Source organism: Pseudomonas sp. Tof1 (genome assembly GCF_055390395.1).
Map to the genome: position 1 here is coordinate 6,173,556 of NZ_AP024344.1, position 26,892 is coordinate 6,200,447.

The following is a 26,892-nucleotide window of genomic DNA, read 5'->3' on the forward strand; positions in this document are numbered from 1 at the left end:
CCCCGGAATGTGCCTATAATCGCCGCCACTTTTTGGTCAATCCAACCAGGTTTCTGGTCAACTAACGGGGGCATCGCCCAATGAGCTACAGCAAGATCCCGGCTGGCAAAGACCTGCCGAACGACATCTACGTCGCGATCGAAATCCCGGCCAACCACGCGCCGATCAAATACGAAATCGACAAAGACAGCGACTGCCTGTTCGTTGACCGTTTCATGGCCACCCCGATGTTCTACCCGGCCAACTACGGTTTCATCCCCAACACCCTGGCCGACGACGGTGATCCGCTCGACGTGCTGGTCGTGACCCCTTACCCGGTCGCTCCAGGCTCGGTGATCCGTGCCCGTCCGGTCGGCATCCTGCACATGACCGACGACGGCGGTGGCGATGCCAAGGTGATCGCGGTTCCTCACGACAAGCTGTCCCAGCTGTACGTCGACGTGAAGGAATACACCGACCTGCCAGCCCTGCTGCTGGAGCAGATCAAGCACTTCTTCGAGAACTACAAGGATCTCGAGAAAGGCAAGTGGGTCAAGATCGAAGGCTGGGGCAACGCTGACGCCGCCCGCGCCGAAATCAGCAAGTCGGTTGCCGCCTTCAAGGGCTGATTCGCACCGACAGCGCACGCTGATGAAGAACCCCGGTCCGCCGGGGTTTTTTTATGCCCGTTTACCCCGGGACAAACAAGGCGTTTAATGAATAAACAGCGCGAAACGGGCGTCCACACGCAAGAGTAGGAATAGTCAACGAAATCAATCACGTTGTGTGCTTTTGCCGGCTATTTTTGAACATCTCGTTTATTTAAACGGGTGTAGCACGCCAGTAAACTCTGTGTTCATGAATACATCAGGCGATCGCTTAAGAGCGCTCCTGCGGGAGTGCCATCTTTCCGCTTCGGACTTCGCTGCCAACCGGCAGGTGACGCCGCAGCACGTCAATAACTGGTTCAAGCGTGGCATCCCCATGGCCCGCATGGATGAGATAGCGGAGTTGTTGTGCGTCAACAGCCGTTGGCTACGAACGGGCGAGGGTCCGAAGCATCCGGGTGCTTCTGCCGCCGAGGCGGAGGCCGACGCCCTGCGGCCACGGGCCGGCGAACAGGAGCCCTACTCGGCCCGTGACGACCTGGCCGCCAGCGAGCGCAACGACGTACAGGTTCCGCTCTACAAGGAAACGCCTACGGCCCCCGGCTCCAAGCAGACTCAGGTCAGCGCCATCCCCGGGCGCAAGGTACGCCTGCCGTACCGGATCCTGCAGGCCATGGGCGTCGACCCGGACAAGGCCATCTGCGCACCGATGATCGGTAATGCCATGGCCGAGAAGATCGAGGACGGCTCCACCATCGCCATCGACCGCAGCCTGACCCAGGTGGTGGACGGCGAAATCTATGCCCTGGAACACGACGGCATGCTCCGGGTGAAATACGTCTACCGCCTGCCGGCAGGCGCGTTGCGGCTGCGCAGCCACAACAGCGACGAATATCCCGACGAGATCTTCAGCGCCGAAGAGATCGAGCGCCAGGGCATTCGGATCCTCGGTTGGGTGTTCTGGTGGTCGACCTTGAACAAGCGCCGCCCGCCAGTGCCCTGCAAATAGCGTCGAAATGTGGATTTATCTGAAAACGATCGCTCTGCATGGCGGTTTTCGCTGGGCATATGTCGCAAATGTGGGTATCCTGCGCCGCACATTCTGGCAGCGTCCCCCGAAAGCGGGTCAGCCTGCCACCCACCCTGTGCGAGACTACCGCGCAGGGTCTCCCGACCAGACATTGCCTTTGCGCATGTACCTTTTGAAGGCGGGCGAGGCTTACCAAAAATAAGCCAAACCCGTCCCCGAGAAGCCGGCCACAAGCCGGCTTTTTAATGCCTGCCATTCACCCGGCCTCCTCGAGGTGCGCTGCCCGACAGCACCGTTGATCGCCTCTCATTCTCTTAACCCCTCAAAAGCCAGCCCCCTCCCTCCAGAACTCGCCCACCCAGCCGAAATAAAGGCTACAGCCGGCAAAGATCGGCCTGCGGGCGCCTGAACCTCGCAATCATGCATGCGCGAGGCCGCCTTCAAGCAGAGGGAGCTGTATCGACCACGGCCATAGAGGCTCTCGTGATAATGACTGGCCTATTCAAGAAGCTTCGAAAACTCGTCACCCCACCCCTGGATAACCCAAGGCTGCTCAAGGCCCAGTACATCGCGCTGGCTCGCCAGTTGCCGCTGATGTATTTCATCCTGATCGTGAACACCTGGGCGCTGGTCATGACCCACCTGGACAATGCGCCAGACTGGCTGGCCTTCTACATCCCGGTGGCCATGACCCTGATCTGCGGCATCCGCGGCGGCATGTGGTGGCGCATGCGCCATCATCCGCCGGCACCGGAGCTGATCGCCCGCGCGCTGGTGCGGACCAATCTGCTGGCGCCACCGATTGCCACGGCCTTTACCTTCTGGTCACTGGCCCTGTTCCCCTATGGCGATATCTATGCCCAATCCCACGTCGCCTTCTATATGGCAATCACCGTCATCGGCGTGATCTTCAGCATGATGCACCTGCGCCCGGCCGCACAGAGCACGGCGCTGATCGTCAACGTGGTGTTCGTGGTGTTCTTCTCCAGCATGGGCAACACCGCCTTCACGGCCACCGCGCTGAACGTGCTGCTGGTGTCCATGACCATGCTGGTGATCCTCAACAACCACTACCGCGCCTTTACCCGGCTGGTCGACGCCCAGGCCAAGGCCGAGCAGTTGAGTGACGAAAACCTCAAGCTGGCGAACGAGGACAGCCTGACCGGGCTGCCCAACCGCCGGCAGTTCTTCAGCACCCTGGACCGCGAGATGGCCAACGCCGAGGCCAATGGTTCACGGCTGGCGGTGGGTATCATCGACCTCGACGGCTTCAAGCCGGTCAACGACCAGTTCGGCCACAGCGTCGGCGACCGCCTGCTGGCCCAGGTCGGCCAGCGCCTGAACGGCCTGCTGGAAGATGGCATGCACCTGGCGCGCCTGGGCGGTGACGAGTTCGCGCTGATCCTGGCCAACGACGCCGATGACCAGGCCCTGGCCGCCTTCGGCCAGCGGGTCTGCGAGGCCCTGGCCACGCCGTTCCTGCTCACCGACCTGCCGGTGCAGATCGGCGGCTCCCTGGGCATGGCGACTTTCCCGGACATGGCGACCAATGCCATCGAGGCGTTCGAGTACGCCGACTACGCGCTCTATCACAGCAAACGCACCAACCGCGGTGCGCTGTCGATGTTCACCGCCTGCCACCACCAGCAACTGCTGCACGAAGGCGTGACGGAGCAGGCCCTGCGCCGGGCGGACATCGAGCAGGAATTCCACCTGGTGTTCCAGCCGGTGATCGACCTGCGCACTCAACGCACCGTGTCCTTCGAGGCCCTGGCGCGCTGGCAGAGCCCCAAGCTGGGCGATGTCTCGCCCTACCGGTTCATCCCGGTGGCCGAGCGGATCGGCCTGATCAACCGCCTGACCCCGCCCCTGCTGCGCAAGGCGCTGGCAACCGCCAACGGCTGGCCGGCCGACATTCGCCTGTCGTTCAACCTCTCGGCCCACGACTGCGCGTCGGACGAAGTGGCGCAGCAGATCGTCGAAGTGATCGTGGCGAGCGGTTTCGATCCCCGGCGACTGGACCTGGAAATCACCGAGACGGCGACCATGCAGGACATCGTCCAGGTGCAGCGCACCATCGACGGCTTCCGCCGGCTGGGTTGCGGCATTTCCCTCGACGACTTCGGCACCGGCTACTCCAGCCTCAGCCAGTTGCACTCGCTGGCCTTCACCAAGATCAAGATCGATCGCAGCTTCGTCACCGGCTTGCATGAAAAGCCGGCCAGCTACAAGATCGTCAAATCGCTGGTGGCGCTGAGCCTGGACATGCAGCTCGATTGCATTGTCGAAGGCGTGGAAACCCAGCCTGAACTGGATGCCCTGGCCAGCCTGGGCTGCTCGCTGGTACAGGGTTACTACTATTCCAGACCGATGTCGCCGGCATCGGTCGAGGCCTGGCTCGACCAGGAAAATACGACGGAACGTGCACAGTGCTGAATCCCGACCGCAGGACCCTGATCGACCGGCTTGCCGCCGCCCCCGACGATGTTGCGGTACGCGCCGCGCTCTATCGCGACCTGCTCGACACCGCCGATGTGGCCCTGGATGGCTTGCGGCTCGCCGCCGGCCTGGGCGATCCGGCCGCCCTGACGGTGATTGCCGGGTTGCACGCCAAACCACATTCCAACCGGCCCAGGGCCTGGCTGCCGCAGCTGCGCGGGCTGCCGGTCGACCGCCTGGAACTGAGCGATGCCGAACCGGACTGGCTGGATGCCCTGGCCGGACTGCCACTGCGCACGCTGGTGCTCGACGGCCCGAACTTCAGCTGCGACCAGGAGCTCTGGCGCCGCCTGCCCGCCCTGGCCCTGGAGACGCTGGAGATCAGCGGCTTTTCCCGCTCGGACAACGAGACCTGCCTACCGTCAGTCGAGCGGTTGCGCCGGCTGAAACTGCAAACCTACGGTGATGACTTCGACGACGCGTTCCTCCGGCAACTCGGCGACAGTGCGCTGCAGGAACTGTCGCTGAACCGTTGCGATGAGATCACCGACGACGGTCTGCTCGCGCTATCGCGCTTGCCGTTGCGCTCCCTGGAACTGGAGCGCATCGAACAACTCACTTCCCGCGGCATGGCCCATCTGTCCAGACACCCACTCGAACATCTGTCCCTCGGCTGGGGCCGTCTCGCCATACTCGAGGACGCCAGTTGGCTGCGCAGCCTGACGGCCTTGCGCTCGTTGAGCCTCGACTACTGCTATGCGAACGAGGCCACCCTGCAGGCGATTCGCGATCTGCCGATCGAGCGGCTGTCACTGCAGTGCGCTTATATCAGCGATGAGGACCTTGCCGAACTGGAAGGCATGCCGCTCGCCGATCTGGATCTGAAGGCATCCCAGGTGATGATCGAGCGGCTGGACACACTGCACGCCTTCCCGCTCAAGCGGCTGGGGCTCTGCGATGTGCAGGGCATCGATGCGGACACCCTGGGCGACTTGCGTGGCCTGGCGTTGGAGTCGCTGGACCTTTCCCTGAACGAGGTCACCCGCAAGGAGCTGAAACAACTGGCGGGCCTGCCGCTGAAAAGGCTGAAGCTCAACTTCTGCAATGGCGTGGACGGCAAGGCGCTGCGGACGCTGGCCGAACTGGGCCTGCCGCTGGAAGCACTGGAGATCGGCGGTCTGGACCTGCGCGACGCCGACCTCGCCTGCCTGCGCGACCTGCCCCTGAAGCACCTCGGCCTGTATGACAGCCCCTGGCTCACGGATGCCGGTGTCGCCCATCTTGCCCACCTGCCGTTACGCAGCCTGACGCTCACGGCAAGCCCGGGGGAATCGCGGATCACCTCGGCCGTGATACCTGCGCTGGAGCAATTGCCGCTGCAAGAATTGTCGTTGCAGAACTGCTCCGGGATCGATGCCGACGGTTGGGATCGTCTGGCCAGGCTGCCAGCGCGCGTCATCGGACCTGGCATCTGAAGCTGCGCCAGTCTCCAGCAGGCGCCGCAAGGGAGTGCGGTCAACCACGCAGCAACTGAGGTACAGTTGCCGTCCTTTAGCCATACCCTTGCGCCTGCCGTGAGACCCTCTGCGCGCCAGGTAAAGGAGCTTCAGCGCATGACGCTTCACATCCCGACCCTGCTCATCGTGTCGGTGCTCATTTTCTGCGTGATGGGCCTGTTGACCCTGCACGCCTGGAGCCGTGAAACCCGCGAACGACCGCTCGCCTACCTGGCCGGCACGATGCTGCTGGCGTCGCTGGGCATGGTGCTGGTGAGCCTGCGGGGCATGGGCATCGACTTCGTGCCCCTGGTGCTGGGCAATGTCGTGCTGTTGCTGAGCGCCGCGATGAACTGGACGGCGATGCGGATACTGGCCGGACGGGCGCCGTCGCTGCCAGGCATGCTGGCCGGTGCGGGGGCCTGGCTGGCCCTGTGCCTGGTGCCCGCCTTCATGGAGTCGCTGAGCATGCGGGTCACCGCCTACTCGCTGCTGACCGCCGTCTACGGATCGGTTACGGTGCTGGAGTTCTGGCGCAGCCAGAAAAGTCTCGAAGTCTCCTACCTGCCAGCCTTTTTCCTGACCCTGCTGCACACGGTGTTCTATTACATCCGGGCCTTCTACGACACCGGCATGGGGCTCGAACAGGCGCTGACCGGTGTCGGCAAGGGCACCTCGTTTTTCTCGTTCCTGCTGTTCGAGGCCATGGTCTACGTGATCGGCATCGCCTACATGACCCTGGCGATGGTCAAGGAACGCGCCGAACTGCGCTTCAAGGCGGCCGCCTACAGCGATGCCCTGACCGGTGTCGGCAACCGCCGGGCGTTCATGGACCGTGGAGCACGCCGGCTGGAGGCCTGCCAGCGGCGCGGTACGGTAATGGCGCTGCTGCTTTGCGACCTCGACCATTTCAAGCGACTGAACGACACCTTCGGCCATGCCGTGGGAGACCAGGCGCTGATCGCCTTCAGCCGGGTCATGGGCCGCGCGTTGCACGAGAAGGACGTGTTCGGACGCATTGGCGGGGAAGAATTCGCCTGTCTGCTGGAAAGCGACGAGGCGGCGGCCGTCGACGTGGCGGAACGCATCCGTCGCGAGTTTGCCGCGTTGACCTTGCTGGAGCCGGGCCTGCTCAGCGTGAGCATCGGGGTGGTGACGACGCGGGAAAACGGCTACGAACTGTCACGGTTGCTGTCACTGGCGGACGAGGCGCTGTATGGCGCCAAGGGCAAGGGGCGTAACCGCGTGGAAGTCGCCATGAGCAGCGCCGCAGACTGATCGGTTCAGTGACCGGATTGAGCGTTTTTGAGCATGATTTGCCGGCGCTGGCAGGACGACTCCCTTTCCTTCGCCTGAAGTTTTCTAGAAATTCCAGTGCGCTTGTGCCTGACCATTCGGGTGACTATCTTCGATTTCGACTTCGGGTGAGCAAGGTGCTCCCCTCTTCAAACACATCCTCCTGAACCCCAAGGCCAACGGCCTGCGTAAGATTTCGAAATCTGATCGTTCAGGAAACCGTTTGACCTGCGCTCCCGGATACCCGCAAATGCAGCACAAGGAACGTCACGAGGAAAAGGCATGAGCAACCAACCTGCTGGTCTGAGCTCACCTCCCGAAGGATATGGCGACTTCAAAGGTTGCATCCATACCGCTCAACAGCGCGCCACGCTGGCGGTCAATCAAGAGCTGGTGCTGCTCTACTGGCAGATCGGCCACGAGATCCTGACTCGGCAGGTCCAGGAGGGTTGGGGGGGGCCAAGGTCATAGAGCGCCTGGCGCAGGACCTGCGCACTGCCTTTCCCGACATGAAAGGGTTTTCGCCCCGCAACCTCAAATACATGCGCGCATTTGCCGAAGCGTGGCCGGACACGGAATTTGTGCAAGAGGTGCTTGCACAATTACCCTGGTATCACCAGTTAGCGCTGCTGGACAAGTTGCCCGGCCCAGAGACTCGTCGCTGGTACGCAGCCAAAGCCATCGAGCACAACTGGTCGCGCAACATTCTGGTGATGCAGATCGAATCCCGCCTGCTGGAGCGTAGCGGCAACGCTGCCAGCAATTTCGAAAACCATCTACCCAAGCCCCACTCCGATCTGGCCCGCGAATCGCTGAAAGATCCTTACCGCTTCGACTTCCTCGGCCTGACCGCCGATGCCCAAGAGCGCGAGATTGAAAGTGCCCTCATCAAACACGTCACCGAATTCCTGCTGGAACTGGGTGCGGGATTCGCCTTCGTCGGCAAACAAGTGTTGCTGGATGTCGGCGGAGACGAGTTCTTCATTGATCTGCTGTTCTATCACCTGAAGCTGCGTTGCTACGTGGTGATCGAGCTCAAGGCTGGCAAATTCAAACCTGAGCATTTGGGTCAATTGAGCTTTTACCTGACAGCAGTAGATGCCCAACTCAAACATCCCCAGGACGCACCAACCATCGGCCTACTGCTATGCAAAAGCAAGAATAAGGTCGTGGCTGAATACGCTCTGCGAGATAGTGCCCTCCCCATCGGAGTGGCCGAGTATCAGCTGGTGGAGTCCCTGCCAGCCGAGCTGCAAACCAGCCTACCCAGTATCGAACAGATCGAGCGTGAGCTGGCAGGGAATGACGCGAGTTAGCTGATAACGGATCAGTCCTGGTCTGCCCTCTCGGGCTCTTTCGCGGATAAATGCTGCGCCCCCGGAGCGCACATCGGACAGGTGTCTGGCGCGGTCTCTGTAGGAGCCGGCGGTGCGGCGATCCGACTTGCCCGCGAATGGGCCCTCAAGACTTGTTCGCCAGCCTGGAAACGCCACGCTCTCAGGGATAGCTGAACTTGCGCACCAGCGTCAGCTCGCCCGGCGCACGCATCGGGACGATGAACGATTCCATCTTCTCGTTCACCGTACCCTCTTCCGTGATCAGCGTGATCTTCGCCGTGGTCAGGGCCTGTACGGCGTTTTCCTGGCCACCGTCCCCGTCGTCATCGCTGCGATAGCCGCCGCCGTAGTAGTTCACGTAGATCAGGTACTGGCCCTTGATCGGCGCCGGCATGGAGAAGATTTCCGGGCCGTAGCCGGTGGTGACGTCGACGTCCAGCGAGCCGCCGTTGGGCGCCGTGCGGTCGCCGTACCAGATGTGCGCGCCGTCTGGCGTGACCACGTGCAGGTCGAGGTCGGAGTGGTCGCTGTCCCAGGACAGCAGGATGCGCAGCTTGGCCTTGGTCGCGCCACCGGCGTTGAGAAACTGCACGCGCTTGCGCTGCTGGCCGTCAGGGCTGCGCACTTCAATGCTGTTGGTGCCATTGGGGAACGCGAACGGCCGGTCGAAGTTGCCCGAGGCATCGAGCTTGAGCGGCATGCTCACGCCATTGACGATCAGGTTGCCCGGCTCGCGGGCACTCTTCGGCGTGCCCTTGATCTGGCCCATGATTCGCGCCGTGTCGGCCTGGCCCAGTGGCGTGTTGACCGACGAGGCCGGGTAGTTGACGGTCTGGCTGTAGTTTTCGCCGTCCGACGAACCCTGGCGCCAGCCACCCCGCGGGGTGTCGAGCTTGATGTCGGCATGGGCCGTGCCCAGCACCGCCAGGGTGGCGAGGAACAGGGCTAGGGTGGGGATACGCAATGTCATGGCCTATTCCAGTAACAGGTGGCGGGCAAGCCCTTCGATGTAGTCTTCGTCCTGGCCGTTCGGGTGGGCCTCGAACGCCAGGTGCAGGTATTCATGGGTCAGGTCGAGGCGGTCCTGCTGGGTCAGCACGCCGCGCACGTAGATGCGCTGGCGCTCGCGATCGACATAGGGCCGGCCGAACGCCACGCGGCAGACGGCGAAGCGGCTCAGTTCGTTATAGCCGACCTCCCGGTCCAGCCGCTGGCGCCAGACGCGACGCTGCTTGAGCAGCCACTCCTGGGCCGCCGGCAAGGGCTCGCAGGACGCCACCGGGTTGTCCCAGCGGCTCAGGCTCGCCCGTGGATAGGCGTGCTGGAGGATCTGGTCGTAGCGCGCGCCGTTGTTGGCCTGCTCCACCGCCTGCTGCCAGGACAGCTTGTCCGGGCCGGGCTGGTCGGAGTGGTAGGTCACCGGGCTGCCGGCCAGCACCAGGTCGCTGGTCCAGGCGGCGATGGCACGTGTTTCGGCCGTGGCCGGTCGCGGCGCCACGCGCTGGCGGCTGCTGCTGTCGTCGATGCTCAGGCAGTCGCCGCTGCGCCCGGCGTTCTGCAACAGGTAACTGCGGATCGCCACGGCCAGGGCCTTGGCCGCCTCGGCCGGTTCGCTCCTGGCCTCGCGCTGCAACACCCGGGCGACGTACTCCTCACGATCGAGCCGGGCCACCAGTTGTGGCTGGCCGGCGTTCTTCAACAGGAACAGTTCGCCCGTGCTTTCGATGTCCAGCTGGTTGCCGTTGGCGAAGTCGACCCGGTAGCGGCCTTGCAGGCCCCCCTCCGCGGCCGCCAGCCCATCCACACGGCTGACGCCCTTGAGCGGGTAGCGCGAGAACAGCTCGACCTGCACGCAACGCCCGGCGTCTTCCGCCTGCGGTGCCGGCAGGAAACCGCCGAGCACGTCCGAGTAGTGTCGCAACACCATCTGGCTGGTGCCGCGGCCACCGGCCCAGAGCGGCGTGCCGTCCGCCAGCCAGCCGGCGAAACCGCCCTGGCGCGACTGCGGGTCCTGGTCGCCGAGCCAGCTCCAGGTCTTGACCCGCAGCCGCCCACCCAACACCGCCACGGCCTGGCCGTCGGCGGCGTTGAGCACCACGTCGAGCAGCAGCCGACGCGCCGCGTCCTGGGCCGGCAGCGTACGCAGCGACTCCAGCAGTTGTGCCACGGGGACGCGGGTCTGCGGCTGCAGGTGGTCGAGGCTCTGCAGCCAGGCGGGAGCCTGGCGGGCCTGCCAGTAGTCGCGCCACCGGCCGGCATCGAGGTTCAGCCGCTTGGGGTCGAAGTACAACCCACAGGAACGGACCAGCGCCGCATCGCGGGCGATGTTGCCGCCCGGCGTGCAGCAATAGACTTCCTCGTGATCCTGGCCGTGGCAATCGTAGGCCGGCTCCTGCTGGTCGGTATCGACCAGCCAGGCATAGACGAACAGCTTCCACAGGCTGCCCAGCGGGGTTTGCAGGTCCGCCGGCAACGGTTCGCGGCTGAGCACCTGCGTGGTGTTCAACTGCACCAGCTCATAACCGCCAGCGGTTTTCCAGGCCAGGCGCAACGGCGCCTCCTCTGCCGTCGCCAGCAGAGGAAGAAGGCACAGCACCAGCCAGGTCAGCGGACGGCTCATGTCATTGAACCGTGACTTGTCCAAGGGCCGCCTTCTGCTCCTGGGCCTGGTGCTCCGGCGCATAGATCTGACTGAAGCGCGCCGGCGGCAGCTTGAACTGGCCCTTCTGCGAGAAGCGCAGCAGATGACGCACGCGCACCTCGCCGTTGAGGCTGTTGACCGGCACCCCGTAGGCCATCTGCCCCGGTTCGAAATGCGCCTTCTCCAGCGGCGTGGCTTCCTCGCCGGCCAGCCCGGCCAGATTGACGCCCCAGGTGGTGCGCTCGACATCCGCCCCCGGTGGCAGCGGCAGTTCGAGCATGCCGTAACGCACCGGCTTGGCCGCCTTGCTGGTGAGGATCACTTCGTCCAGGTACAGGCTGTCGCTGGACAGCGGCTTGTCGCCCACGGCCTGGAGGCTGAAGCTATTGGGCTCACCGTCCGGCACCAGTTCCAGCAGGCGGCGCCTGATCTGCACCGGCAGGTCGGCGGCGGCCTTGCCCTGGCTGAGGTAGCTCAGGCTGGCGCGCAACGGACGCTCCTGGGCACCGCTCAGGGTCAGCACGCTCGGCACGCCCTGGCCTTGCCATTGCCAGTAGGCCTCGCCGGTGCTGCCCTGGCGGACCTGCCAGCCTTCGCCCGGAGTCAGGCTGACCATTTTCGGGGTCTGCTCGACGCTGCGTTGCAGCCAGGTCAGGGCCAGCGCACGCTCCAGGGTGGATTGTTGCGGCAGCAGACGCTGCAGCAGATCCTGGGCCTGCTCGGCATTGAACGGCTTGAGCGACAGGTTCAGGGCGGTGGCGAACGGCTGCGAACTGGCGCCCAGGCGCTGTTCGGCGGCCGGCAGTTGCCGGCTGAACGCGTCCGGCAAGGCGACCTTGCTCTGGCGCGCCAGTGCTGCGGTCAGTACCCGCGCGCTGGCAAGGCCCAGGGCCGAGTCCGGTGCGCCCATCACCACGCTGTCTTCACCATCATCCAGCAGGTTGGCGTCGGCACCCTCGCCGGCTTTCGCCAGTTCGTCCATCAGGCCGCTGAGCAGGGTGTTGACCGGCAGTTGCATGTCCCTGGCAAACGACAGCACCAGTGCCCGTTGCAGCAACGGCGTAGCGGAAGCCTGCTTGCCGTAGACGTCCAGCACCCGCTGCCAATGCTCCGGCGGCAGGCTCACACCCAGGGCCTTGCTGGCGTACCAGTCGGCGTAATAGGCGTAGCCGGTGAGGAAGGCATCCGGCGTGACGTCCTCGCCCCACCAGGTGAACCAGGCATCGGGACCGGCCATCGAGACCAGGCGCAGGCGGCTGTTCTGCAGGATCAGGCGCAGGCGATCGCGGATCTGCGCGTTACCCGACAGCGCCGGGTAGGCGATGCTCAGCGGCAGCAACTGGCTGGCGGTCTGCTCGACACCACCGTAGGGGTAGCCGAGCAGGTCGTCGAGGCTGGCCCGGAACAGCGCCTGCGGGCTGTCGTCGAGGCGCAGGCGAATGTCGCTGGCATCGGCCGGCAGGCTCAGCGGGGTATCGCCGCTGGCCACGCTGAGGCTCTGGCTCTGGGTCACCTGCCAGCCGTCGGCGACCGCGGTGAGACGTACGGCCAGGGTGTCCTGGGCCTTGCCGTTCTGTTGCAGTTCGGCGGTCCAGTCGCCACTGCCGAGGGCGATCGCCGGCAGCGGGATGTAGTTGATGCCCTTGTTCAGCGACAGCGGCAGGCGTTGTTCCTGGCCGGCGTAGCGGATCAGCAGTTCGGCCTTGGCCGGCTTGTCGTCCTGGCTGAAGGCGAACAGGCCGAGCTTGGGCTGGTCGCCGTTGCGGAAGTGGGTCGGACCGCTCCATTTCAGGTACAGCGGCTTGTCGGAACGGATGAACTGGTTGCGCTGGCCTACCTGCCCGGCATCGGAAATGGCCCGGGCGGTGATGCGCCAGCGGGTCAGGGAGTCCGGCATGCGGAAGGTGAAGCGCACCTTGCCGTTGGCGTCGGTGACCAGTTCCGGCTGCCAGGCGGCGGTGTCGACGTCTTCACGACGCGGCCGCTCCAGCACCTTCACGCCGCGTTCGCTGCGGTTGGCCTTGCCCGGCGCACCGGGGCTGCCCGGCAGGGCCACGTCGTAGCTGATGAACGACAGGCTGGCGCTGGTGCGCACGTTGTTGCGCCGTGGGTGGTAGAAGAACTGATCGATGCTCGGCGCCACTTCCGGCTGCAGGGCATAGATCATTTCATCCACCACGCTGACGGTCAGGTGCGCCGGGATCGGCTTGCCGGCGAACTGGGTGGTCAGGTCCACCGAGACGGTGTCGCCCGGCTGGTAGCTGTCCTTGTCGGTGGCGATGGCCACGTCGATCTGCGGCGTGGCGACCTTGAGGCCGGCGTTCTGGAAGCTGTACTCGCCGCCCTTGGTGTAGAGCACCGAGAAAGTCAGGTTGGGGGCGAAGTTGTCCTTCACCGGAATCCGCGCGCGGTACTGGTTGGCGCTGATCTTCTCCAGGCGCAGCCAGTCGGCCCCTTGGACAGCAGCGCGGTGGCCTCGACCTTGTCGCGCTCAAGAGACAGCAGCGCGTCGTTGACCGGCTCCGGGAAGGTGATCAGCGCCAGGGCTTCGTCACCGGCGTGGTACTCGGGCTTGTCGAGCAGGATCTCCACGGTGCCGGGCACGGCCTTGACGCCATCGCCGGTCACCGAGTGGCCGGTGGCACCGAGGATGCGTTCGTGTTCGTCCTTGAGCGACAGGTTGTAGGTGCCGGGACGGTCGAACGTGAGGCTGAAACCCTTGTCGCCGGCCGCGAGCTTGCCGCCACCGGTGGACTGGTCTTCCAGGCGTACCCAGCTGTAGCTGCTCGGCTTGCTGGCGTTGGCCGGCTCCACGGCGGACTCGTTGGCGTAGCTGAACGCGACCTTCTCGCCGCTGGCACTGAAGCGCTGCGGGGCCGACAGGCTGTAGCGCGACGCGCCACGCTCGATGAGGATTTCCTTGGTGGTCTTGACCCGATACGCCGCGCCATCGCTGGCGAACACGGTGAGCATGTAGCGGCTGGGCTTCTCCGCCGCCGGCAGGTCGAGCACGGCCTGGCCCTTGTCGTCAGTGGTCAGCTCGGCGCTGGTCAGTTCCACCGGGAATTGCCCGAGGTATTGCAGCTCGTTGTCGACCATCGACAGTTGCTGGGCACGCAGGGTCAGTTGCACCCGGGCATCGACCACCGGCTTGCCGTCCGGGTACAGCAGTTGCAACTTGCCCTTGACCGGCTCGCCGGTACGGAAGTCCTGCTTGGCCAGGTCCAGGGAGATTTCGAAGTGCGGCTTGATGTACTCGGCGACGCGGAAGGCGCTGCTGTAGGTCTGGTCACGGTAGCTGAAACGCAGCTCGTAACCGCCGGCCACGGCGTTGTCGGGCAGTTGGAAACGGCCCTGGGTACCGGCCTTGCCGTCCAGGTTCAGGTCCAGAGTCTGCAGCGTGGTGCCGGTGGCATCGAGCACGCTGACCCGCACCGGCGCACCGGTCGGGTTGACCGAGTCGCGGGCGTTCTTGAATTCGCGACCGACGATCTTCAGCGACACCCAGTCCCCCGGCCGGTACAGCGGCCGGTCAGTGAAGGCGTAGAGCTTGGTGTCGTAGATTTCGCTGTCGTAGTAGAAGTTCTCGGAGACGAACACCCCGCCCTCGTCATCCTCGCCGATCATGAACGAGCGCTCGGGGCTGACGTGCTTCAGGCGCAGCAGGCCCTCGGCATCGGTCTCGCCGCTGCTCATCACGCCCAGGCCATCGGTCCACAGCACCTTGACCTTGGGCACCGAGCTGCCTTCGTGCTTGCGTGCGGCCCACACCAGCAGTTCGTCGCCGGCGATCTTGCTCACCGCCACGGTGTTGGAGACGAACACCACGGTGGTCGCGCGGTATTTGCCGACCAGCGCCTCGACCAGGTACAGGCCCGGCTTGAGCTTGCCCAGCGGGATATAGACGTTACCCGGTGCGACGCTGATGAACTGGCTGGAGGACCCGGCCAGGTCGACGCCCTTGGGTGGCTGGATCGGCTTGGCGTCCCACAGCGGGTAGCGGAACTGGCTGACCAGTGGCAGGCCCGGCAGCGGCGCGTATTGTGGCGGGTTGTCATATTGGGTCGGCCGGTTGATGACGTCGCCCATCTTCAGTTCCGGCACCTCCTCGGTCACCTGCTTGCGCGACTCGTAGGAGAACGCCCGCTGCATCACCCGACGGGACTTGCGGTACCAGTTGTCCCACAGGTAGGCCAGGGTATTGGACAACCCCTCGCCCTTGAACTGGCCATCGCTGACCACCCGATGCAGGTTTTTCTGGCGCTTGAGAAACTCCAGCGGCTGGTCGATGCGGTACACGCGGATGTCCGCTCCACCGTACGGTTCCATGCGGAAACGCCGGTAGTCGCGGCCCGGTGCTTCCAGGCGGACCAGCGCCTGCTCGTCGCTGGCGAAGCTGCTGTCGGCGAGCAGGAAGAAGCTTTCGCCGGCAATCGGCGTGTAGTTGCTCGGCGGCACCGAGTCATCGGCGGCACCAGCGGTGACCGGCAACAGCACGGCCAGGGCGAAAACCATTCGGGATAACAGACGCATCATGGAAGACCCGTTCATCGAGAGAGGAAGTTCAGCCGGTAGACGCCGATGAAGTTGGGGTTCGTTGCATCGGGTATCCATCGGGTGTCCTTCCATGTCATGAGTTGCTGCACGCTGGCGGAGCGCATGCCGTTGTCGGTGGGGGTGGTGGTGCCGGTGTGATAGGCGATGTTGCGGCCCATCCAGATCATCAGGTGCTGGTCGTCGCCCTGGTCGAAGAACAGCAGGTCGCCGGGCCGCGCCTGGTTGAGGTCGCGGCTGACCAGCTGGCTGTTGAACTGGATCAGCTTGATCGCATTGACGTACGGACCGACCTTGCCGCCGCCCTGCTGCCACTGCTGGGCCAGCTTGCGCTGGCTGTCACTGAGGCTCAGCTCGGGCGGCAGGTAACGGTTGGACAGGCCATTGGCCCGCAGCCACTTGTCATCGTGTTTCTTCAACGCTTCGTTGGCGGCGAAGCGCACCAGGCCGGCGCAGTCCTGCTGGTACCAGCGCGGGCTCGGCCCCTGGGTCAGTTGCTCCTGGGCGATGCGCACGAACCAGGCGCGGAACACCTGGGACTGCTCGACATCCAGGGCCGGCGTTTCGACGGCGAACGCCGACGTGCCGAACACCAGGTTCAGCAGCGCCAGCACGCTCAGGGCCTTGGACAGACGAATCACATCGCCCGCCATTGCAGCGGCAGCCACTGCCAGTGACCGTCAGGCTCGGTGCCTTCGGGCAGGGTCAGGGCGTATTTGCCGAAGCCGGCGAGCTTCTGCAGTTTGGGCAGCAGGTGAGTCTGCGCGGCGTTGCGAAATACCGGTTCCATGTCCTGGGGCAGGCTGTCGAGGGTCTCCTGCTTCATCAGTTGCGCCAGGGAGTCCGGGCCCAGGTAGACCGGCGTCAGCGCATCCTGGGGCACCACGTCCGCCAATGGCGGGAAGTGCTTGTCGAGGGTGCCGAGGGCCTTGTCCACCAGCTTGTCGTCCAGGGAGAACAACAGGGTCGAGCCGTGCCGTGCCAGGCTCACGCGGAAGAAGGCGCGGCCGGTGATGGCGTCGGGGTTCTCGGCTTCCTGGGCGGCGTACTGGCCAAAGGTCGAGCTGACCACGCGCTTCCACTGGTGCAGGCTGTCCTTGTTCTGTTCGTCGATCGGGAACAGTCCCCCTTCGACGTTGCTTTCCCGGGTGCCGACCATGGAGCCGAACAGCTTGCCGAGGTCGGCATCGAGGCTGTCGTTGTCCTTGTTCAGGTTCGCCACCAGCAGCGGCGTGTACAGGCGTGAATCGGCATACCAGCACAGGCCGGCGGCACCGCTCATGTGTTCGGTGAGTTTCTGCGCGGTGGCCGCATCGGCGCCGAGCTTGACCAGCAGCGGCTGTTGCTGCTCGGCCGCCAGCGGCAGGGCGACGCAGGCGCTGGCACCGACCGGCATGGCCTGCCAGATCGGTTTGAAGTCGAAGTCGGCGGACTTGTCCTGTTCGTCGAGCGCGAGGAAGCTGTGCCAGCCCTTGTCGTCCATGTCCAGGCGCAGGCCGGCGAAGCTGGGGATAAAGCGCTGATAACCCATGGCCAGGACGCTGGAGGCCACCGAGATACGCTGCTTGACGGTCGCTTCACGGGGTTTGAGGCCGAACGCCTCGGGGAACAGCTTGTCGCCCCCCAGCAGCGCGGCCAGGGCCTGGCTCGACACCTCGCCGGGCGCCACTTCGCTGTCATCGCTGGTCTGCTCGTAGAGGCGATCCGGGTTGGACAGCACCACCAGCTTGTCGCCACGGGAGGCGAACAGCAGCGCCTTGCTGGCGTTGTAGGCCAGGCGGTAGAGCGCCACGTTGTCGCCGGCGACCTTCAACTCGCCGACCTTGCTCAACTGGGTGTCGTCGAGGGCGACATGGGCCAGCGGTTCGAGCAGCTTGGCCAGGCCACCACGGTCCATCACCAGCAGGAAGTCCTTGAGACGGCCATCGGCGCCACGCCAAAGGGCGATGTCGGCCGGCTGGTCGAACAGTTGCTCGATCAGGTTGTCCTGCAGCTTGAGGTCGTGCTCGTAGATGATCCGCCGCAGGCTGCCGATCAGGCCCAGGCGATCGCCATGGCTCTCGTAGTAGAAGACGAAGTCCTCGGTGAGGGTGTCGCGCAGGAACGGCACGCTGAGCAGGTCCTTGGGCAACTGGCTCAGCGACGCGGTTTCCAGCAGCGCGTCCGGGCGGCTGACGCCGAGTTTTTCCAGGGCCAGTTCCGGCACCGGGGCAACCGACTTGTGCTGGAAAAACCAGCCCAGGCCGCCGACCACCGCACCGGTCACGCACAGCCCGAGCACCAGGCCCAGCCAGCGGCGCGAACCGGCAGTTGGAGGAGTGGCCGGCGCGGCGGCGGCCGGGGAAGCAGTGTTATCGCTCATGTTCGCAAAGCCCATTCATCCGTGGAGCGGGATGTTCAATAGTTGAAGGTCTTGACCAGCAGCAGGTCGCCGATGGCGCGCAGCGGTACGGTGAAGCTCTCGCGCTTTTCATCGACGGTGTTCTCGTTGAGCACCAGGTTGATCTGCGAGGTGATGACCTCGTTCTGGTTGGCTCGCTCGGTAAAGTTATAGCCGTCGCTGGCGCTGTAGTTGCCCCAGTAGTTCACGTAGACCAGGTAGGTGCCGTGCATCGGCGCGGTCATGGTGAACATCTCCGGGCCAGGGCCGTCGACGCCGTCGGGGTCGAGGCCGCCGCCGTTGGTCAGGCGCGGGTTGGCGTAGAAGGCGTGCTGGCCGTCGGGGGTGATGATGTGCAGGTCCAGCTCGGCCTTGGGGTCATCCCAGCCGAGCACCACGCGGATGCGCGCCGGCGTTATCTGCTGGTTGGCTTCGTAGAACTGTACGCGTTTGAGGGACTTGCCCTGGGCGCTGCGCACCTCGACGCTGTTGGAGCCGGAACCGAAGGCATAGGGGCGCACGAACCGGCCGTTGTCATCGGTGTAGAGATTCAGGGGGTTGCCGTTGACCGCCAGGGTATGCGGTTCACGCGGGCCGGAGGGCGGGTTGATCCGCCCTTCGATCGGCGTGCGACTGCGCTGGATGCCACGGTCGATGGGCGGCGTCGGATAGGCCACCTGCGGCGCATCGCTGCGATCGAGCAGGCCCGAGTAACGCCAGCCGCCGGTCGGCTCCTGCAGCTCGGCCGAGGGCTCGGCCCAGGCGGTCGCGGCCCAGAGAGCTATCAGCATTGGAAATAACCGGCGCATCAACAGCCTCCTTGCCATGCATCACGAAACCCTGCGCCCGATCCAGACCGGCGCACCCCTGAAACACGAAAAATCAGAAAGAACCTGGCGAGGCAGGTCGGGAAGTCGCAGAGGTTAGCGATTCAGATCTTGTTACACAATGGCGGAAAACCGGTATTTACAGGGGCAATCGGCAAATGAGAGATCGTGCACACTCAATGGCCTGGAAGCCCCGCAGAACAAGGCAAAAGGCCACTATCACAGACTGTCATGCGTGCCCCAAATCACCCCATGATTCAGGAGGTATGATGGTGCCCGCCAAAAGGCTGCGGACACACCTGATGCCCTCATGATTGGCAACCCCTCGCATTTGCCCCGCAACCCGCTGTCTGCTAGTGTCGCGCCCGTTGAACGCCTACCGAGATCGCCGCCATGGCCCGCAAAAAAGTTTCCCTGGATTTCGAACAATCCCTCGCCGATCTGCAGACACTGGTCGAGCGCCTGGAGAACGGCGAGCTGTCGTTGGAAGATTCGTTGACCGCTTTCGAACAGGGCATCCGCCTGACCCGCGACTGCCAGAACGCCCTGGCCCAGGCCGAGCAGAAGGTACAGATCCTGCTGGAGCGCGACGGCGAACTGGCCGAAGAGCCCTTCGATGCGGAACAGCCAGAATGATCAAAAGCTATCAGGCCGCCTGCCAGGAACGGGTCAACGCCGCCCTGGACACCCTGTTCGTGCCGCCCGGCGCCGGGCTCGCCCGTCTCTACGAGGCCATGCGCTACAGCGTGATGAACGGCGGCAAGCGGGTACGCCCGCTGCTGGTCTATGCCGCCTGCGAAGCCCTCGGCGGCAAGCCGGAACAGGCCAACGGCGCCGCCTGCGCCGTTGAACTGATCCACGCCTATTCGCTGGTCCACGACGACCTGCCGGCCATGGACGACGACGATCTGCGTCGCGGCCAGCCGACCACCCACAAGGCCTTCGACGAGGCCTGTGCGATCCTCGCCGGCGACGGCCTGCAGAGCCTGGCCTTCAGCGCCCTGCTCGACCCGCGCCTGAGCGACCTGAACGCCGAGATCCGCCTGTCGATGGTCAACACCCTGGCCCACGCCGCAGGCCCGGCCGGGATGGTCGGCGGCCAGGCCATCGACCTCGGCTCGGTGGGCCTCAAGCTCGACCAGAAGGCCCTGGAAACCATGCACCGGCACAAGACCGGTGCGCTGATCGAGGCCAGCGTCACCCTCGGTGCCCTGGCCAGCGTCAACGTGCAGAAGGACGAACTCAAGTCGCTGCAGACCTACGCCCAGGCCATCGGCCTGGCCTTCCAGGTGCAGGACGACATCCTCGACGTCGAAAGCGATACCGCCACCCTCGGCAAACGCCAGGGTGCCGACATCGCCCGCGACAAGCCGACCTACCCGGCCCTGCTCGGCCTGGAGGCGGCCAAGGCCTACGCCCTGGAGCTGCGCGACCAGGCGCTGCACGCCCTGCGACCGTTTGACGCGGCCGCCGAGCCACTGCGCGAGCTGGCCCGCTACATCGTCGAACGGCGCAGCTGACCGGACGGTCATGCTGGCCTTTCGCACAATCGAAACGCCAGCATCCGACCCGCTGATGCGACATCGCGTGGGCAGCGTGCGCTCCATAAGGTAAACTGCCGCGTCTTCATACCTATAACGATTCGCCTGATGCCCACGACGTTCCATGAGATTCCCCGCCAGCGCCCGACCACGCCCCTGCTGGACCGTGCCGACACGCCGGCCGGCCTGCGCCGGTTAGGTGAAGCCGAGCTGGAAACCCTGGCCGATGAACTGCGCCAGGAGCTGCTCTATTCGGTCGGCCAGACCGGCGGGCACTTCGGTGCCGGGCTTGGCGTCATCGAGCTGACCATCGCGTTGCACTACGTCTTCGATACCCCGGACGACCGGCTGGTATGGGACGTGGGTCACCAGGCGTATCCCCACAAGATCCTCACCGGTCGCCGCGCGCAGATGCACACCCTGCGCCAGAAGGACGGCCTGGCCGCCTTCCCGCGCCGCTCGGAGAGCGAGTACGACACCTTCGGCGTCGGCCACTCCAGCACCTCCATCAGCGCCGCGCTGGGCATGGCCATCGCCGCCCGCCTGCAGAACAGCGAGCGCAAGGCCATCGCGGTGATCGGCGACGGTGCGTTGACCGCGGGCATGGCCTTCGAGGCGTTGAACCACGCGCCGGAAGTCGACGCCAACATGCTGGTGATCCTCAACGACAACGACATGTCGATCTCGCGCAACGTCGGCGGGCTGTCGAACTACCTGGCCAAGATTCTCTCCAGCCGCACCTACGCCAGCATGCGCGAAGGCAGCAAGAAAGTGCTGTCGCGCCTGCCCGGCGCCTGGGAAATCGCCCGCCGCACCGAAGAATACGCCAAGGGCATGCTGGTACCCGGCACCCTGTTCGAAGAGCTGGGCTGGAACTACATCGGCCCGATCGACGGCCACGACCTGCCGACCCTGATCGCCACCCTGCGCAACATGCGCGACCTCAAGGGCCCGCAGTTCCTGCACGTGGTGACCAAGAAGGGCAAGGGCTTTGCCCCGGCCGAAATCGACCCGATCGGCTACCACGCGATCACCAAGCTCGAGCCGCTCGACGCCCCCGCCGCCGCGCCGAAGAAGCCCAGCGGGCCGAAGTACTCCGCGGTGTTCGGCGAATGGCTGTGCGACATGGCCGCCGCCGACCCTCGCCTGGTCGGCATTACGCCGGCGATGAAGGAAGGCTCCGACCTGGTGGCCTTCAGCGAACGTTTCCCGCTGCGCTACTTCGACGTGGCGATCGCCGAACAGCATGCGGTGACCTTCGCCGCCGGCATGGCCTGCGAAGGCGCCAAGCCGGTGGTGGCGATCTATTCGACCTTCCTGCAGCGCGGTTATGACCAACTGGTGCATGACGTGGCGGTGCAGAACCTCGACGTGCTGTTCGCCATCGACCGCGCCGGCCTGGTCGGCGAAGACGGGCCGACCCACGCCGGCAGCTTCGACCTGTCGTACCTGCGCTGCATCCCCGGCATGCTGGTGATGACGCCGAGCGACGAGAACGAACTGCGCAAGATGCTCAGCACCGGCCACCTGTACAACGGCCCGGCGGCCGTGCGCTACCCGCGTGGCAGCGGTCCGAACGCGACCATCGAGAAGAACCTCGAACCGATCGAGATCGGCAAGGGCGTGGTGCGCCGCCGCGGCAGCAAGGTCGCCCTGCTGGTGTTCGGCGTGCAACTGGCGCAAGCGCTGGTGGTGGCCGAGAAACTGGATGCGACCGTGGTCGACATGCGTTTCGTCAAACCGCTGGACGAGGCACTGGTCCGCGAGGTCGCCGGCAGCCACGAGTTGCTGGTAACCATCGAGGAAAACGCCATCATGGGTGGCGCCGGTGCGGCGGTCAGCGAGTTCCTGGCACAGGACAACCTGCTCAAGCCGACCCTGCACCTGGGCTTGCCGGACGCCTACGTCGAGCATGCGAAGCCGGCGCAGATGCTGGCCGAGTGCGGGCTGGATGTGGCGGGGATCGAGGCTTCGGTCACCGAGCGGATGAAGCTGCTCGGCCTCTAAGCCAAGTGGAATGGTGGGCGGCCCCTTCGCGGGCAAGCCCGCTCCCACGGAAAAGCCCTCACGCCATCGAAAGCCCCGCCCTTGCGGGAGTGGGCTTGCCCGCGAATGCAGCCATCGCGCGCTACCGCCCCGGCACCATCACCGCACACAGGCGAGCCACCGCCTCGATCATCTGCCCACTGGGCCGCTCCAACTCCTTGTCCGGCACCTGTACCAACCGTCCTTCCCGCAGCGGCCAGGCCTTCCAGGCATCGAGCTGAGCCTGGTTGCTCGCCAGGATCACCTGCGGATCACGCTGCAAGACCGCCTCAAGCTGACCCGTGGCGCAGCGCCAGCCGACGTCACAACGGCCAGCAGCAACACCGCCAGCCAGCGTCCCATCAGCCGAGTTGGCGCGGAATGCGGTAGAGGTAGAACAGCAGCACGGTGGACAGCACCAGCAGAATCAGCGGCACCGCCTCCAGGCCGACGAACACCGCCAGGGTGCCGATCCAGGTCGGCAGGGCCGCGATCACCAGTGCCTTGCGCCGGACGTTGGCCAGCGTGATCCAGGCCGCCGGTTCCTCAGGGGTATCCAGCGCCTTCTCGGTGGCGATCAACGCATGCTTGTAGCCGCCGAAAAACCGCAGGCTGATGAACATCGAAGCGATACCGGCAATGAACAACGGCATCGCCAGCACCGGCAGCACCGGTTCCGTCTGGCCAAAGGTCCAGTTGGCGACGAACAGCGGCAGGACCGTCAGCAGCAATTGCTTGTACCAGCCGAAGGCGAGCCGCCGTTTCACCTGCCCGCGAGTCACGCCGGGTCGGCCTCGCTCTGGTGCTCGTTGCCCATCATGTGGCCGAGCTTGCCGGCCTTGGTGGCCAGGTAGAGCCGGTTGTGCGGGTTGTGCCCGGTGTGCAGCGGCACCCGCTCGGCCACGGTGATACCCATGTCGGTCAACGCCTTGACCTTGCGCGGGTTGTTGGTCATCAGCCGCAGGGACTGGATGCCCAGGTGTTCGAGCATCGGCCGGCAGATCGCATAGTCACGCTGGTCAGCGGCAAAACCCAGGCGCTCGTTGGCCTCGACCGTGTCGGCGCCACCGTCCTGCAACTCGTAGGCGCGGATCTTGTTCATCAGGCCGATACCCCGACCTTCCTGGCGCAGGTAGAGCAACACGCCACGGCCTTCACGGGCAATCGCCTGCAGGGCGGCTTCCAGTTGCGAACCACAGTCGCAACGCTGGCTGAACAAGGCATCGCCGGTCAGGCATTCGGAATGCACGCGGCCAAGCACCGGTGCGCCATCGGCCACATCCCCGAGCGTCAGCACGACATGTTCACGACCGGTGGCTTCCTCGAGAAAACCGTTCATGGTGAAAGTCGCGAAGGGGGTAGGCAGTTTGGAGGCAGCGACAAAAACGACAGGCACCCTGTGCTCCTGATCAGTATGAAGGCTGGAAATTCGCGGTTGCGACATTGTAACAGGAGGTTCCTACAGACGCTTAGGCCGATTTGTCCATGATAACTATCAATAAGTTTGATCGGTCACAGCCGGAAACTTTCCGCTTTCGAACGGGTAGGGTTGCTTCCAGTGCTCGAATATCCTGCGCAGGCCACCCGCCTTGACCAGCTCGGTCATGCGCTGATCATACAGCGCCAGCAGCGCCCGCCCCCGCTCGTTGTCGGCGAAGCCGAGGTAGAGTGGCAGTTCCACCAGGTGGGTATTACGGAACAGTTTGGGATCCTCGGCCTGCCCGAGTACAGATTCGACCTCGGTCAACGCATCGATATAGAAATCGACCCGATCGTGCTGCAGCATCGACAGGATCCCGTCACGCCGCTGGATCTCGTTGAAGTCGCGCACGTTGGGCAGGTACTTCTGGTACTTGTAGCCACGCACCCAGGCCAGGCGATAGCTGCCGAGGTTATCCAGGGTGGGCACCGGCTTGCTGGCCAGGCCCACGGCATAGATGTGATCGGTATCGTAGTTCCAGCGCGGGTACAGGGCTCCACTGATCTCCTGGCTGTAGGAGCCCACCCAGGCATCCGCCTCGCCGCGCTCCACCAGCCCCACCGAACGCACGTACGGCTCACTGCGAATCTCGACCTTGATCCCTTGCGGCTCGAACACCTCGCGCAGCACGTCCCAGGCCAGCCCGCTGCCATCGGCATTGGTGTAGTCGGCCCACTCCTCGCTGACCAGGCGGACCTGCGCCGGCAAGCCAGCGACCTCCTGCGCCCTGAGCAACGGACTGAGCAGCACCAGCGCAAGCAGGCCCCACAAACGCAAGCCGGACATAGTCAATTCCTCAGGTGAAGAGATGCACCAGTCCCTGCATGGCCAGCCAGGCGAACACCCCGGCCAGAACGTCATCGAGCATGATCCCGACCCCACCGTGCACATGCCGGTCGATCCAGCGGATCGGCCAGGGCTTAAGGATGTCGAAGAAGCGGAACATCAGGAAGCCCGCCAGCAACCAGTACCAGCCCTGCGGCACCAGCCACAGGGTGATCCACATGCCGACCATCTCGTCCCAGACGATGCCTTCGTGGTCATGCACCCGCAGGTCATCGGCGACCTTGCCGCACAGCCAGAAGCCGAACAGCATGGTGATGCCGAGCATCAGCCAGTAGCCCCAGTCCGGCAGCATCTGCCACAACGGTATAAAGGGTAGCGCAACCAGCGAACCCCAGGTACCCGGGGCCTTGGGCAAGGTTCCGGAGCCGAAGCCGAACGCCAGGAAATGCCAGGGGTTGCGCCACACCGACGGTGGCACGAACTCGGCGGGAACCTGTTTGGGATGATCTGTCACGGCGTCTCCGGAAAATGTTGATAACCGCGGACTCGCGGGGTGATGTCCTGGCCATCGGCCGCCAGCAGGGCAACGCCCTGCCCGGCGACCACACGCCCGACCACCCGAACCGAGTCATGGCCGAGCAACAGCGCGGGCAGCTCGGCGGGAGGCAGGGTGAATGCCAGGACATAGTCGTCACCGCCACTGAGCGCCGCCTCCCAGGCCGCCGCCTGGCCGAGAAAGCCCAGCAGTGACGGGGACAACGGCAGCTTTTCACGTTCGACCAGCAAACGCACGCCGGATGCCGCCGCGATATGTCCGCAATCGGCCAAAAGGCCGTCGGAAATATCCAGCGCCGCGCTGGCCTTGCCGCGCAAGGCCAGCCCCAGTTCGAACTGCGGCCGGGGCGACCAGTAGTGGGCCAGCAATGGCTCGGCCAACGCCGGCTCGGCACTCCGCTGGCCGAGCACCAGCGGCAAGGCGCCGGCAGCATTGCCCAGGTCGCCCCCACGCAGAGCAGGTCGCCGACTTGCGCGCCACTACGGGTCAGCGCCTGGCCGACGGGCACCCGGCCGAACACCGTCAGCGTCAGGCTCAGGGGACCACGGGTGGTATCGCCGCCGACCAGGCGCAACCCGCACTGGCGGGCCATCCGGTCCAGCCCGCGGGCGAACGCCTGCAGCCAGTCGACATCGTTGTGCGGCAGGGTCAGGGCCAGGGTGAAGGCCACCGGCGTCGCGCCCATGGCGGCCAGGTCGCTGGCGGCCACGGCCAGGGCACGCTGCCCGAGCAGGAAAGCATCGCAGGGATCGGCGAAGTGCACACCGGCCACCAGGGTGTCGGTGGAAATCGCCCATTGCTCCCCGACGGGGACATCGAGCAGGGCGCAGTCGTCGCCGATGCCCAACGCAACACCTTCGCCGGCCTGCGCACAGGGCGCGGCGGCAAAGAAATTGCGGATCAGCTCGAACTCACCCATGGGAGGAGCAAGCGCCGGTCAGCGCTTGAACGCCTTCACTTCGGCTTCGCGCAGATTCGGTGCCAGCTTGTCGAGCACACCGTTGACGAACTTGTGACCGTCGGTGGAACCGTAGATCTTCGCCAGTTCGATGCCTTCGTTGATCACCACGCGGTACGGCACGTCGACACGCTTGAGCAGTTCCCAGGTGGACAGGCGCAGCACCGACAGCTCGACCGGGTCGAGCTCTTCGATCTCGATATCCAGGCAGGGCTTGAGCGCGTTGTCGATCTCGTTCTTGAACTGCGGAACCCCGTGAAGGATTTCACGGAAGTACGCACCGTCGACATCGCTGAAATCGTTGTCGACACGGAACTGCGCTTCGATTTCATTCAGCGATTGCTTGGCCATGTGCCATTGATAGAGGGCCTGGGTCGCGAGCTGACGGGCTTCGCGACGCTTGGCGCTCTTGGACGGCTTGCCGGCGCCTTCGGGGCGAGGCTCGCGCGGGTTGAAACGATCGCTGTCGTCGTTAATCACTTGGCCTCCAACTGCGCCAGCAGGCTGACCATTTCCAGGGCGGACAGGGCGGCTTCGGCACCTTTGTTGCCGGCCTTGGTGCCGGAACGCTCGATGGCCTGTTCGATGGAATCGACGGTCAGCACGCCAAAGGCGACCGGTACGCCGAACTCCATGGACACCTGGGCCAGGCCCTTGGTGCACTCACCCGCCACGTATTCGAAGTGCGGAGTACCGCCACGAATGACCGCGCCCAGGGCGATGATCGCCGCGTATTCGCTACGCTGGGCGACTTTCTGCACCACCAGCGGGATCTCGAACGCGCCAGGTGCACGGATGATGGTGATATCGCTTTCGCTCACGCCGTGACGAACCAGGGCGTCAACCGCGCCGCTGACCAGGCTTTCGACGACGAAGCTGTTGAAACGGCCGACCACCAGGGCATAGCGGCCTTTGGGGGCGATGAAGGTACCTTCGATGGTCTTCAGGGTCATTCGACA

The 26,892-nt window shown here is 64.8% G+C and carries 19 protein-coding genes and 4 pseudogenes; 9 read left to right on the top strand and 14 right to left on the bottom strand.

Annotated elements, in window-relative coordinates; genetic code table 11:
• The first annotated feature begins 80 nt into the window (after window positions 1-80).
• The 6 genes and pseudogenes from ppa (at window position 81) to ACZ5KU_RS27835 (ending at window position 8,164) form a co-directional block, all read left to right on the top strand.
• Complete coding sequence (gene ppa / locus ACZ5KU_RS27810) at window positions 81-608, top strand: inorganic diphosphatase (protein ID WP_054058415.1); 528 nt, start codon at window positions 81-83, stop codon at window positions 606-608.
• Between the two features lie 229 nt (window positions 609-837).
• Window positions 838-1,596 (top strand): LexA family transcriptional regulator, encoded by a 759-nt coding sequence (locus tag ACZ5KU_RS27815; protein WP_054058416.1) that lies wholly within the window; start codon window positions 838-840, stop codon window positions 1,594-1,596.
• Window positions 1,597-2,106: 510 nt separating this feature from the next.
• Window positions 2,107-4,053: a putative bifunctional diguanylate cyclase/phosphodiesterase gene (locus ACZ5KU_RS27820; RefSeq protein WP_464736543.1), complete on the top strand. Its 1,947-nt coding sequence runs from the start codon at window positions 2,107-2,109 to the stop codon at window positions 4,051-4,053.
• On the top strand, window positions 4,047-5,531 hold the full coding sequence (locus tag ACZ5KU_RS27825; RefSeq protein WP_464736544.1) for a leucine-rich repeat domain-containing protein: 1,485 nt from the start codon (window positions 4,047-4,049) through the stop codon (window positions 5,529-5,531). Before ACZ5KU_RS27820 ends, ACZ5KU_RS27825 begins: the two co-directional genes overlap by 7 nt.
• Window positions 5,532-5,669: 138 nt before the next feature.
• Window positions 5,670-6,830 carry a GGDEF domain-containing protein gene (locus tag ACZ5KU_RS27830; RefSeq protein ID WP_054058419.1) on the top strand — a complete coding sequence of 387 codons (1,161 nt, stop codon included), beginning with the start codon at window positions 5,670-5,672 and terminating at the stop codon, window positions 6,828-6,830.
• A gap of 300 nt (window positions 6,831-7,130) precedes the next feature.
• Window positions 7,131-8,164 (top strand): annotated as a pseudogene (locus ACZ5KU_RS27835) (PDDEXK nuclease domain-containing protein).
• A gap of 181 nt (window positions 8,165-8,345) precedes the next feature.
• Here ACZ5KU_RS27835 and ACZ5KU_RS27840 read toward each other — a convergent pair.
• From ACZ5KU_RS27840 to ACZ5KU_RS27865, 6 genes and pseudogenes are all read right to left on the bottom strand, one after another.
• Window positions 8,346-9,155, bottom strand: a complete 810-nt coding sequence (locus ACZ5KU_RS27840; RefSeq protein WP_464736545.1) for a YfaP family protein — start codon at window positions 9,153-9,155, stop codon at window positions 8,346-8,348.
• A 3-nt stretch (window positions 9,156-9,158) separates the two neighbouring features.
• The gene (locus tag ACZ5KU_RS27845; RefSeq protein WP_464736546.1) at window positions 9,159-10,805 is read right to left on the bottom strand and encodes a DUF2300 domain-containing protein; all 1,647 of its coding nucleotides are present in this window, start codon (window positions 10,803-10,805) and stop codon (window positions 9,159-9,161) included.
• Window position 10,806: 1 nt separating this feature from the next.
• Window positions 10,807-15,377: pseudogene (locus ACZ5KU_RS27850) on the bottom strand (alpha-2-macroglobulin family protein).
• On the bottom strand, window positions 15,374-16,012 hold the full coding sequence (locus ACZ5KU_RS27855) for a DUF1175 domain-containing protein (RefSeq protein WP_464737438.1): 639 nt from the start codon (window positions 16,010-16,012) through the stop codon (window positions 15,374-15,376). Before ACZ5KU_RS27855 ends, ACZ5KU_RS27850 begins: the two are co-directional and overlap by 4 nt.
• Window positions 16,013-16,017: 5 nt before the next feature.
• Window positions 16,018-17,742 (bottom strand): DUF2138 domain-containing protein, encoded by a 1,725-nt coding sequence (locus ACZ5KU_RS27860; protein WP_464736547.1) that lies wholly within the window; start codon window positions 17,740-17,742, stop codon window positions 16,018-16,020.
• A gap of 35 nt (window positions 17,743-17,777) precedes the next feature.
• On the bottom strand, window positions 17,778-18,569 hold the full coding sequence (locus tag ACZ5KU_RS27865) for a YfaP family protein (protein WP_054057976.1): 792 nt from the start codon (window positions 18,567-18,569) through the stop codon (window positions 17,778-17,780).
• 411 nt (window positions 18,570-18,980) lie between these two features.
• Between ACZ5KU_RS27865 and ACZ5KU_RS27870 the strand changes: the two genes are divergently transcribed.
• From ACZ5KU_RS27870 to dxs, 3 genes are all read left to right on the top strand, one after another.
• Window positions 18,981-19,223, top strand: coding sequence for an exodeoxyribonuclease VII small subunit (locus tag ACZ5KU_RS27870; RefSeq protein WP_054062527.1), 243 nt, complete (start codon window positions 18,981-18,983; stop codon window positions 19,221-19,223).
• The gene (ispA, locus tag ACZ5KU_RS27875) at window positions 19,220-20,107 is read left to right on the top strand and encodes a (2E,6E)-farnesyl diphosphate synthase (protein ID WP_054062528.1); all 888 of its coding nucleotides are present in this window, start codon (window positions 19,220-19,222) and stop codon (window positions 20,105-20,107) included. Before ACZ5KU_RS27870 ends, ispA begins: the two co-directional genes overlap by 4 nt.
• Window positions 20,108-20,236: 129 nt before the next feature.
• Window positions 20,237-22,135, top strand: coding sequence for a 1-deoxy-D-xylulose-5-phosphate synthase (gene dxs / locus ACZ5KU_RS27880; RefSeq protein WP_464736548.1), 1,899 nt, complete (start codon window positions 20,237-20,239; stop codon window positions 22,133-22,135).
• Between the two features lie 121 nt (window positions 22,136-22,256).
• Here the strand turns inward: dxs and ACZ5KU_RS27885 are convergent.
• The 8 genes and pseudogenes from ACZ5KU_RS27885 to ribH all read right to left on the bottom strand — a co-directional run.
• A pseudogene (locus tag ACZ5KU_RS27885) lies at window positions 22,257-22,448 on the bottom strand (cobalamin-binding protein); the annotation flags it as partial.
• Between the two features lie 67 nt (window positions 22,449-22,515).
• Complete coding sequence (locus tag ACZ5KU_RS27890) at window positions 22,516-22,935, bottom strand: hypothetical protein (RefSeq protein WP_054057972.1); 420 nt, start codon at window positions 22,933-22,935, stop codon at window positions 22,516-22,518.
• Window positions 22,932-23,549: a GTP cyclohydrolase II gene (gene ribA, locus ACZ5KU_RS27895; RefSeq protein WP_054057971.1), complete on the bottom strand. Its 618-nt coding sequence runs from the start codon at window positions 23,547-23,549 to the stop codon at window positions 22,932-22,934. Before ribA ends, ACZ5KU_RS27890 begins: the two co-directional genes overlap by 4 nt.
• Window positions 23,550-23,648: 99 nt before the next feature.
• A complete protein-coding gene (locus ACZ5KU_RS27900) occupies window positions 23,649-24,419 on the bottom strand; it encodes a substrate-binding periplasmic protein (RefSeq protein WP_464736549.1) in 771 nt (256 codons plus the stop codon).
• Window positions 24,420-24,429: 10 nt separating this feature from the next.
• A complete protein-coding gene (locus ACZ5KU_RS27905; RefSeq protein WP_017902311.1) occupies window positions 24,430-24,933 on the bottom strand; it encodes a phosphatidylglycerophosphatase A family protein in 504 nt (167 codons plus the stop codon).
• A pseudogene (gene thiL / locus ACZ5KU_RS27910) lies at window positions 24,930-25,894 on the bottom strand (thiamine-phosphate kinase). Before thiL ends, ACZ5KU_RS27905 begins: the two are co-directional and overlap by 4 nt.
• 18 nt (window positions 25,895-25,912) lie before the next feature.
• Window positions 25,913-26,413, bottom strand: a complete 501-nt coding sequence (gene nusB / locus ACZ5KU_RS27915; RefSeq protein ID WP_054062531.1) for a transcription antitermination factor NusB — start codon at window positions 26,411-26,413, stop codon at window positions 25,913-25,915.
• Window positions 26,410-26,886, bottom strand: coding sequence for a 6,7-dimethyl-8-ribityllumazine synthase (ribH, locus tag ACZ5KU_RS27920; protein WP_017902308.1), 477 nt, complete (start codon window positions 26,884-26,886; stop codon window positions 26,410-26,412). Before ribH ends, nusB begins: the two co-directional genes overlap by 4 nt.
• Window positions 26,887-26,892: the final 6 nt, after the last annotated feature.

Bases quoted from the DNA above. Each gene is read 5' to 3' on its own strand.
- ppa (WP_054058415.1), top strand. From the start codon at position 81: ATGAGCTACAGCAAGATCCCGGCTGGCAAAGACCTGCCGAACGACATC.
- ACZ5KU_RS27815 (WP_054058416.1), top strand. From the start codon at position 838: ATGAATACATCAGGCGATCGCTTAAGAGCGCTCCTGCGGGAGTGCCAT.
- ACZ5KU_RS27820 (WP_464736543.1), top strand. From the start codon at position 2,107: ATGACTGGCCTATTCAAGAAGCTTCGAAAACTCGTCACCCCACCCCTG.
- ACZ5KU_RS27830 (WP_054058419.1), top strand. From the start codon at position 5,670: ATGACGCTTCACATCCCGACCCTGCTCATCGTGTCGGTGCTCATTTTC.
- ACZ5KU_RS27840 (WP_464736545.1), bottom strand. From the start codon at position 9,155: ATGACATTGCGTATCCCCACCCTAGCCCTGTTCCTCGCCACCCTGGCG.
- ACZ5KU_RS27845 (WP_464736546.1), bottom strand. From the start codon at position 10,805: ATGAGCCGTCCGCTGACCTGGCTGGTGCTGTGCCTTCTTCCTCTGCTG.
- ACZ5KU_RS27860 (WP_464736547.1), bottom strand. From the start codon at position 17,742: ATGAGCGATAACACTGCTTCCCCGGCCGCCGCCGCGCCGGCCACTCCT.
- ACZ5KU_RS27865 (WP_054057976.1), bottom strand. From the start codon at position 18,569: ATGCGCCGGTTATTTCCAATGCTGATAGCTCTCTGGGCCGCGACCGCC.
- ACZ5KU_RS27870 (WP_054062527.1), top strand. From the start codon at position 18,981: ATGGCCCGCAAAAAAGTTTCCCTGGATTTCGAACAATCCCTCGCCGAT.
- ispA (WP_054062528.1), top strand. From the start codon at position 19,220: ATGATCAAAAGCTATCAGGCCGCCTGCCAGGAACGGGTCAACGCCGCC.
- dxs (WP_464736548.1), top strand. From the start codon at position 20,237: ATGCCCACGACGTTCCATGAGATTCCCCGCCAGCGCCCGACCACGCCC.
- ACZ5KU_RS27900 (WP_464736549.1), bottom strand. From the start codon at position 24,419: ATGTCCGGCTTGCGTTTGTGGGGCCTGCTTGCGCTGGTGCTGCTCAGT.
- ribH (WP_017902308.1), bottom strand. From the start codon at position 26,886: ATGACCCTGAAGACCATCGAAGGTACCTTCATCGCCCCCAAAGGCCGC.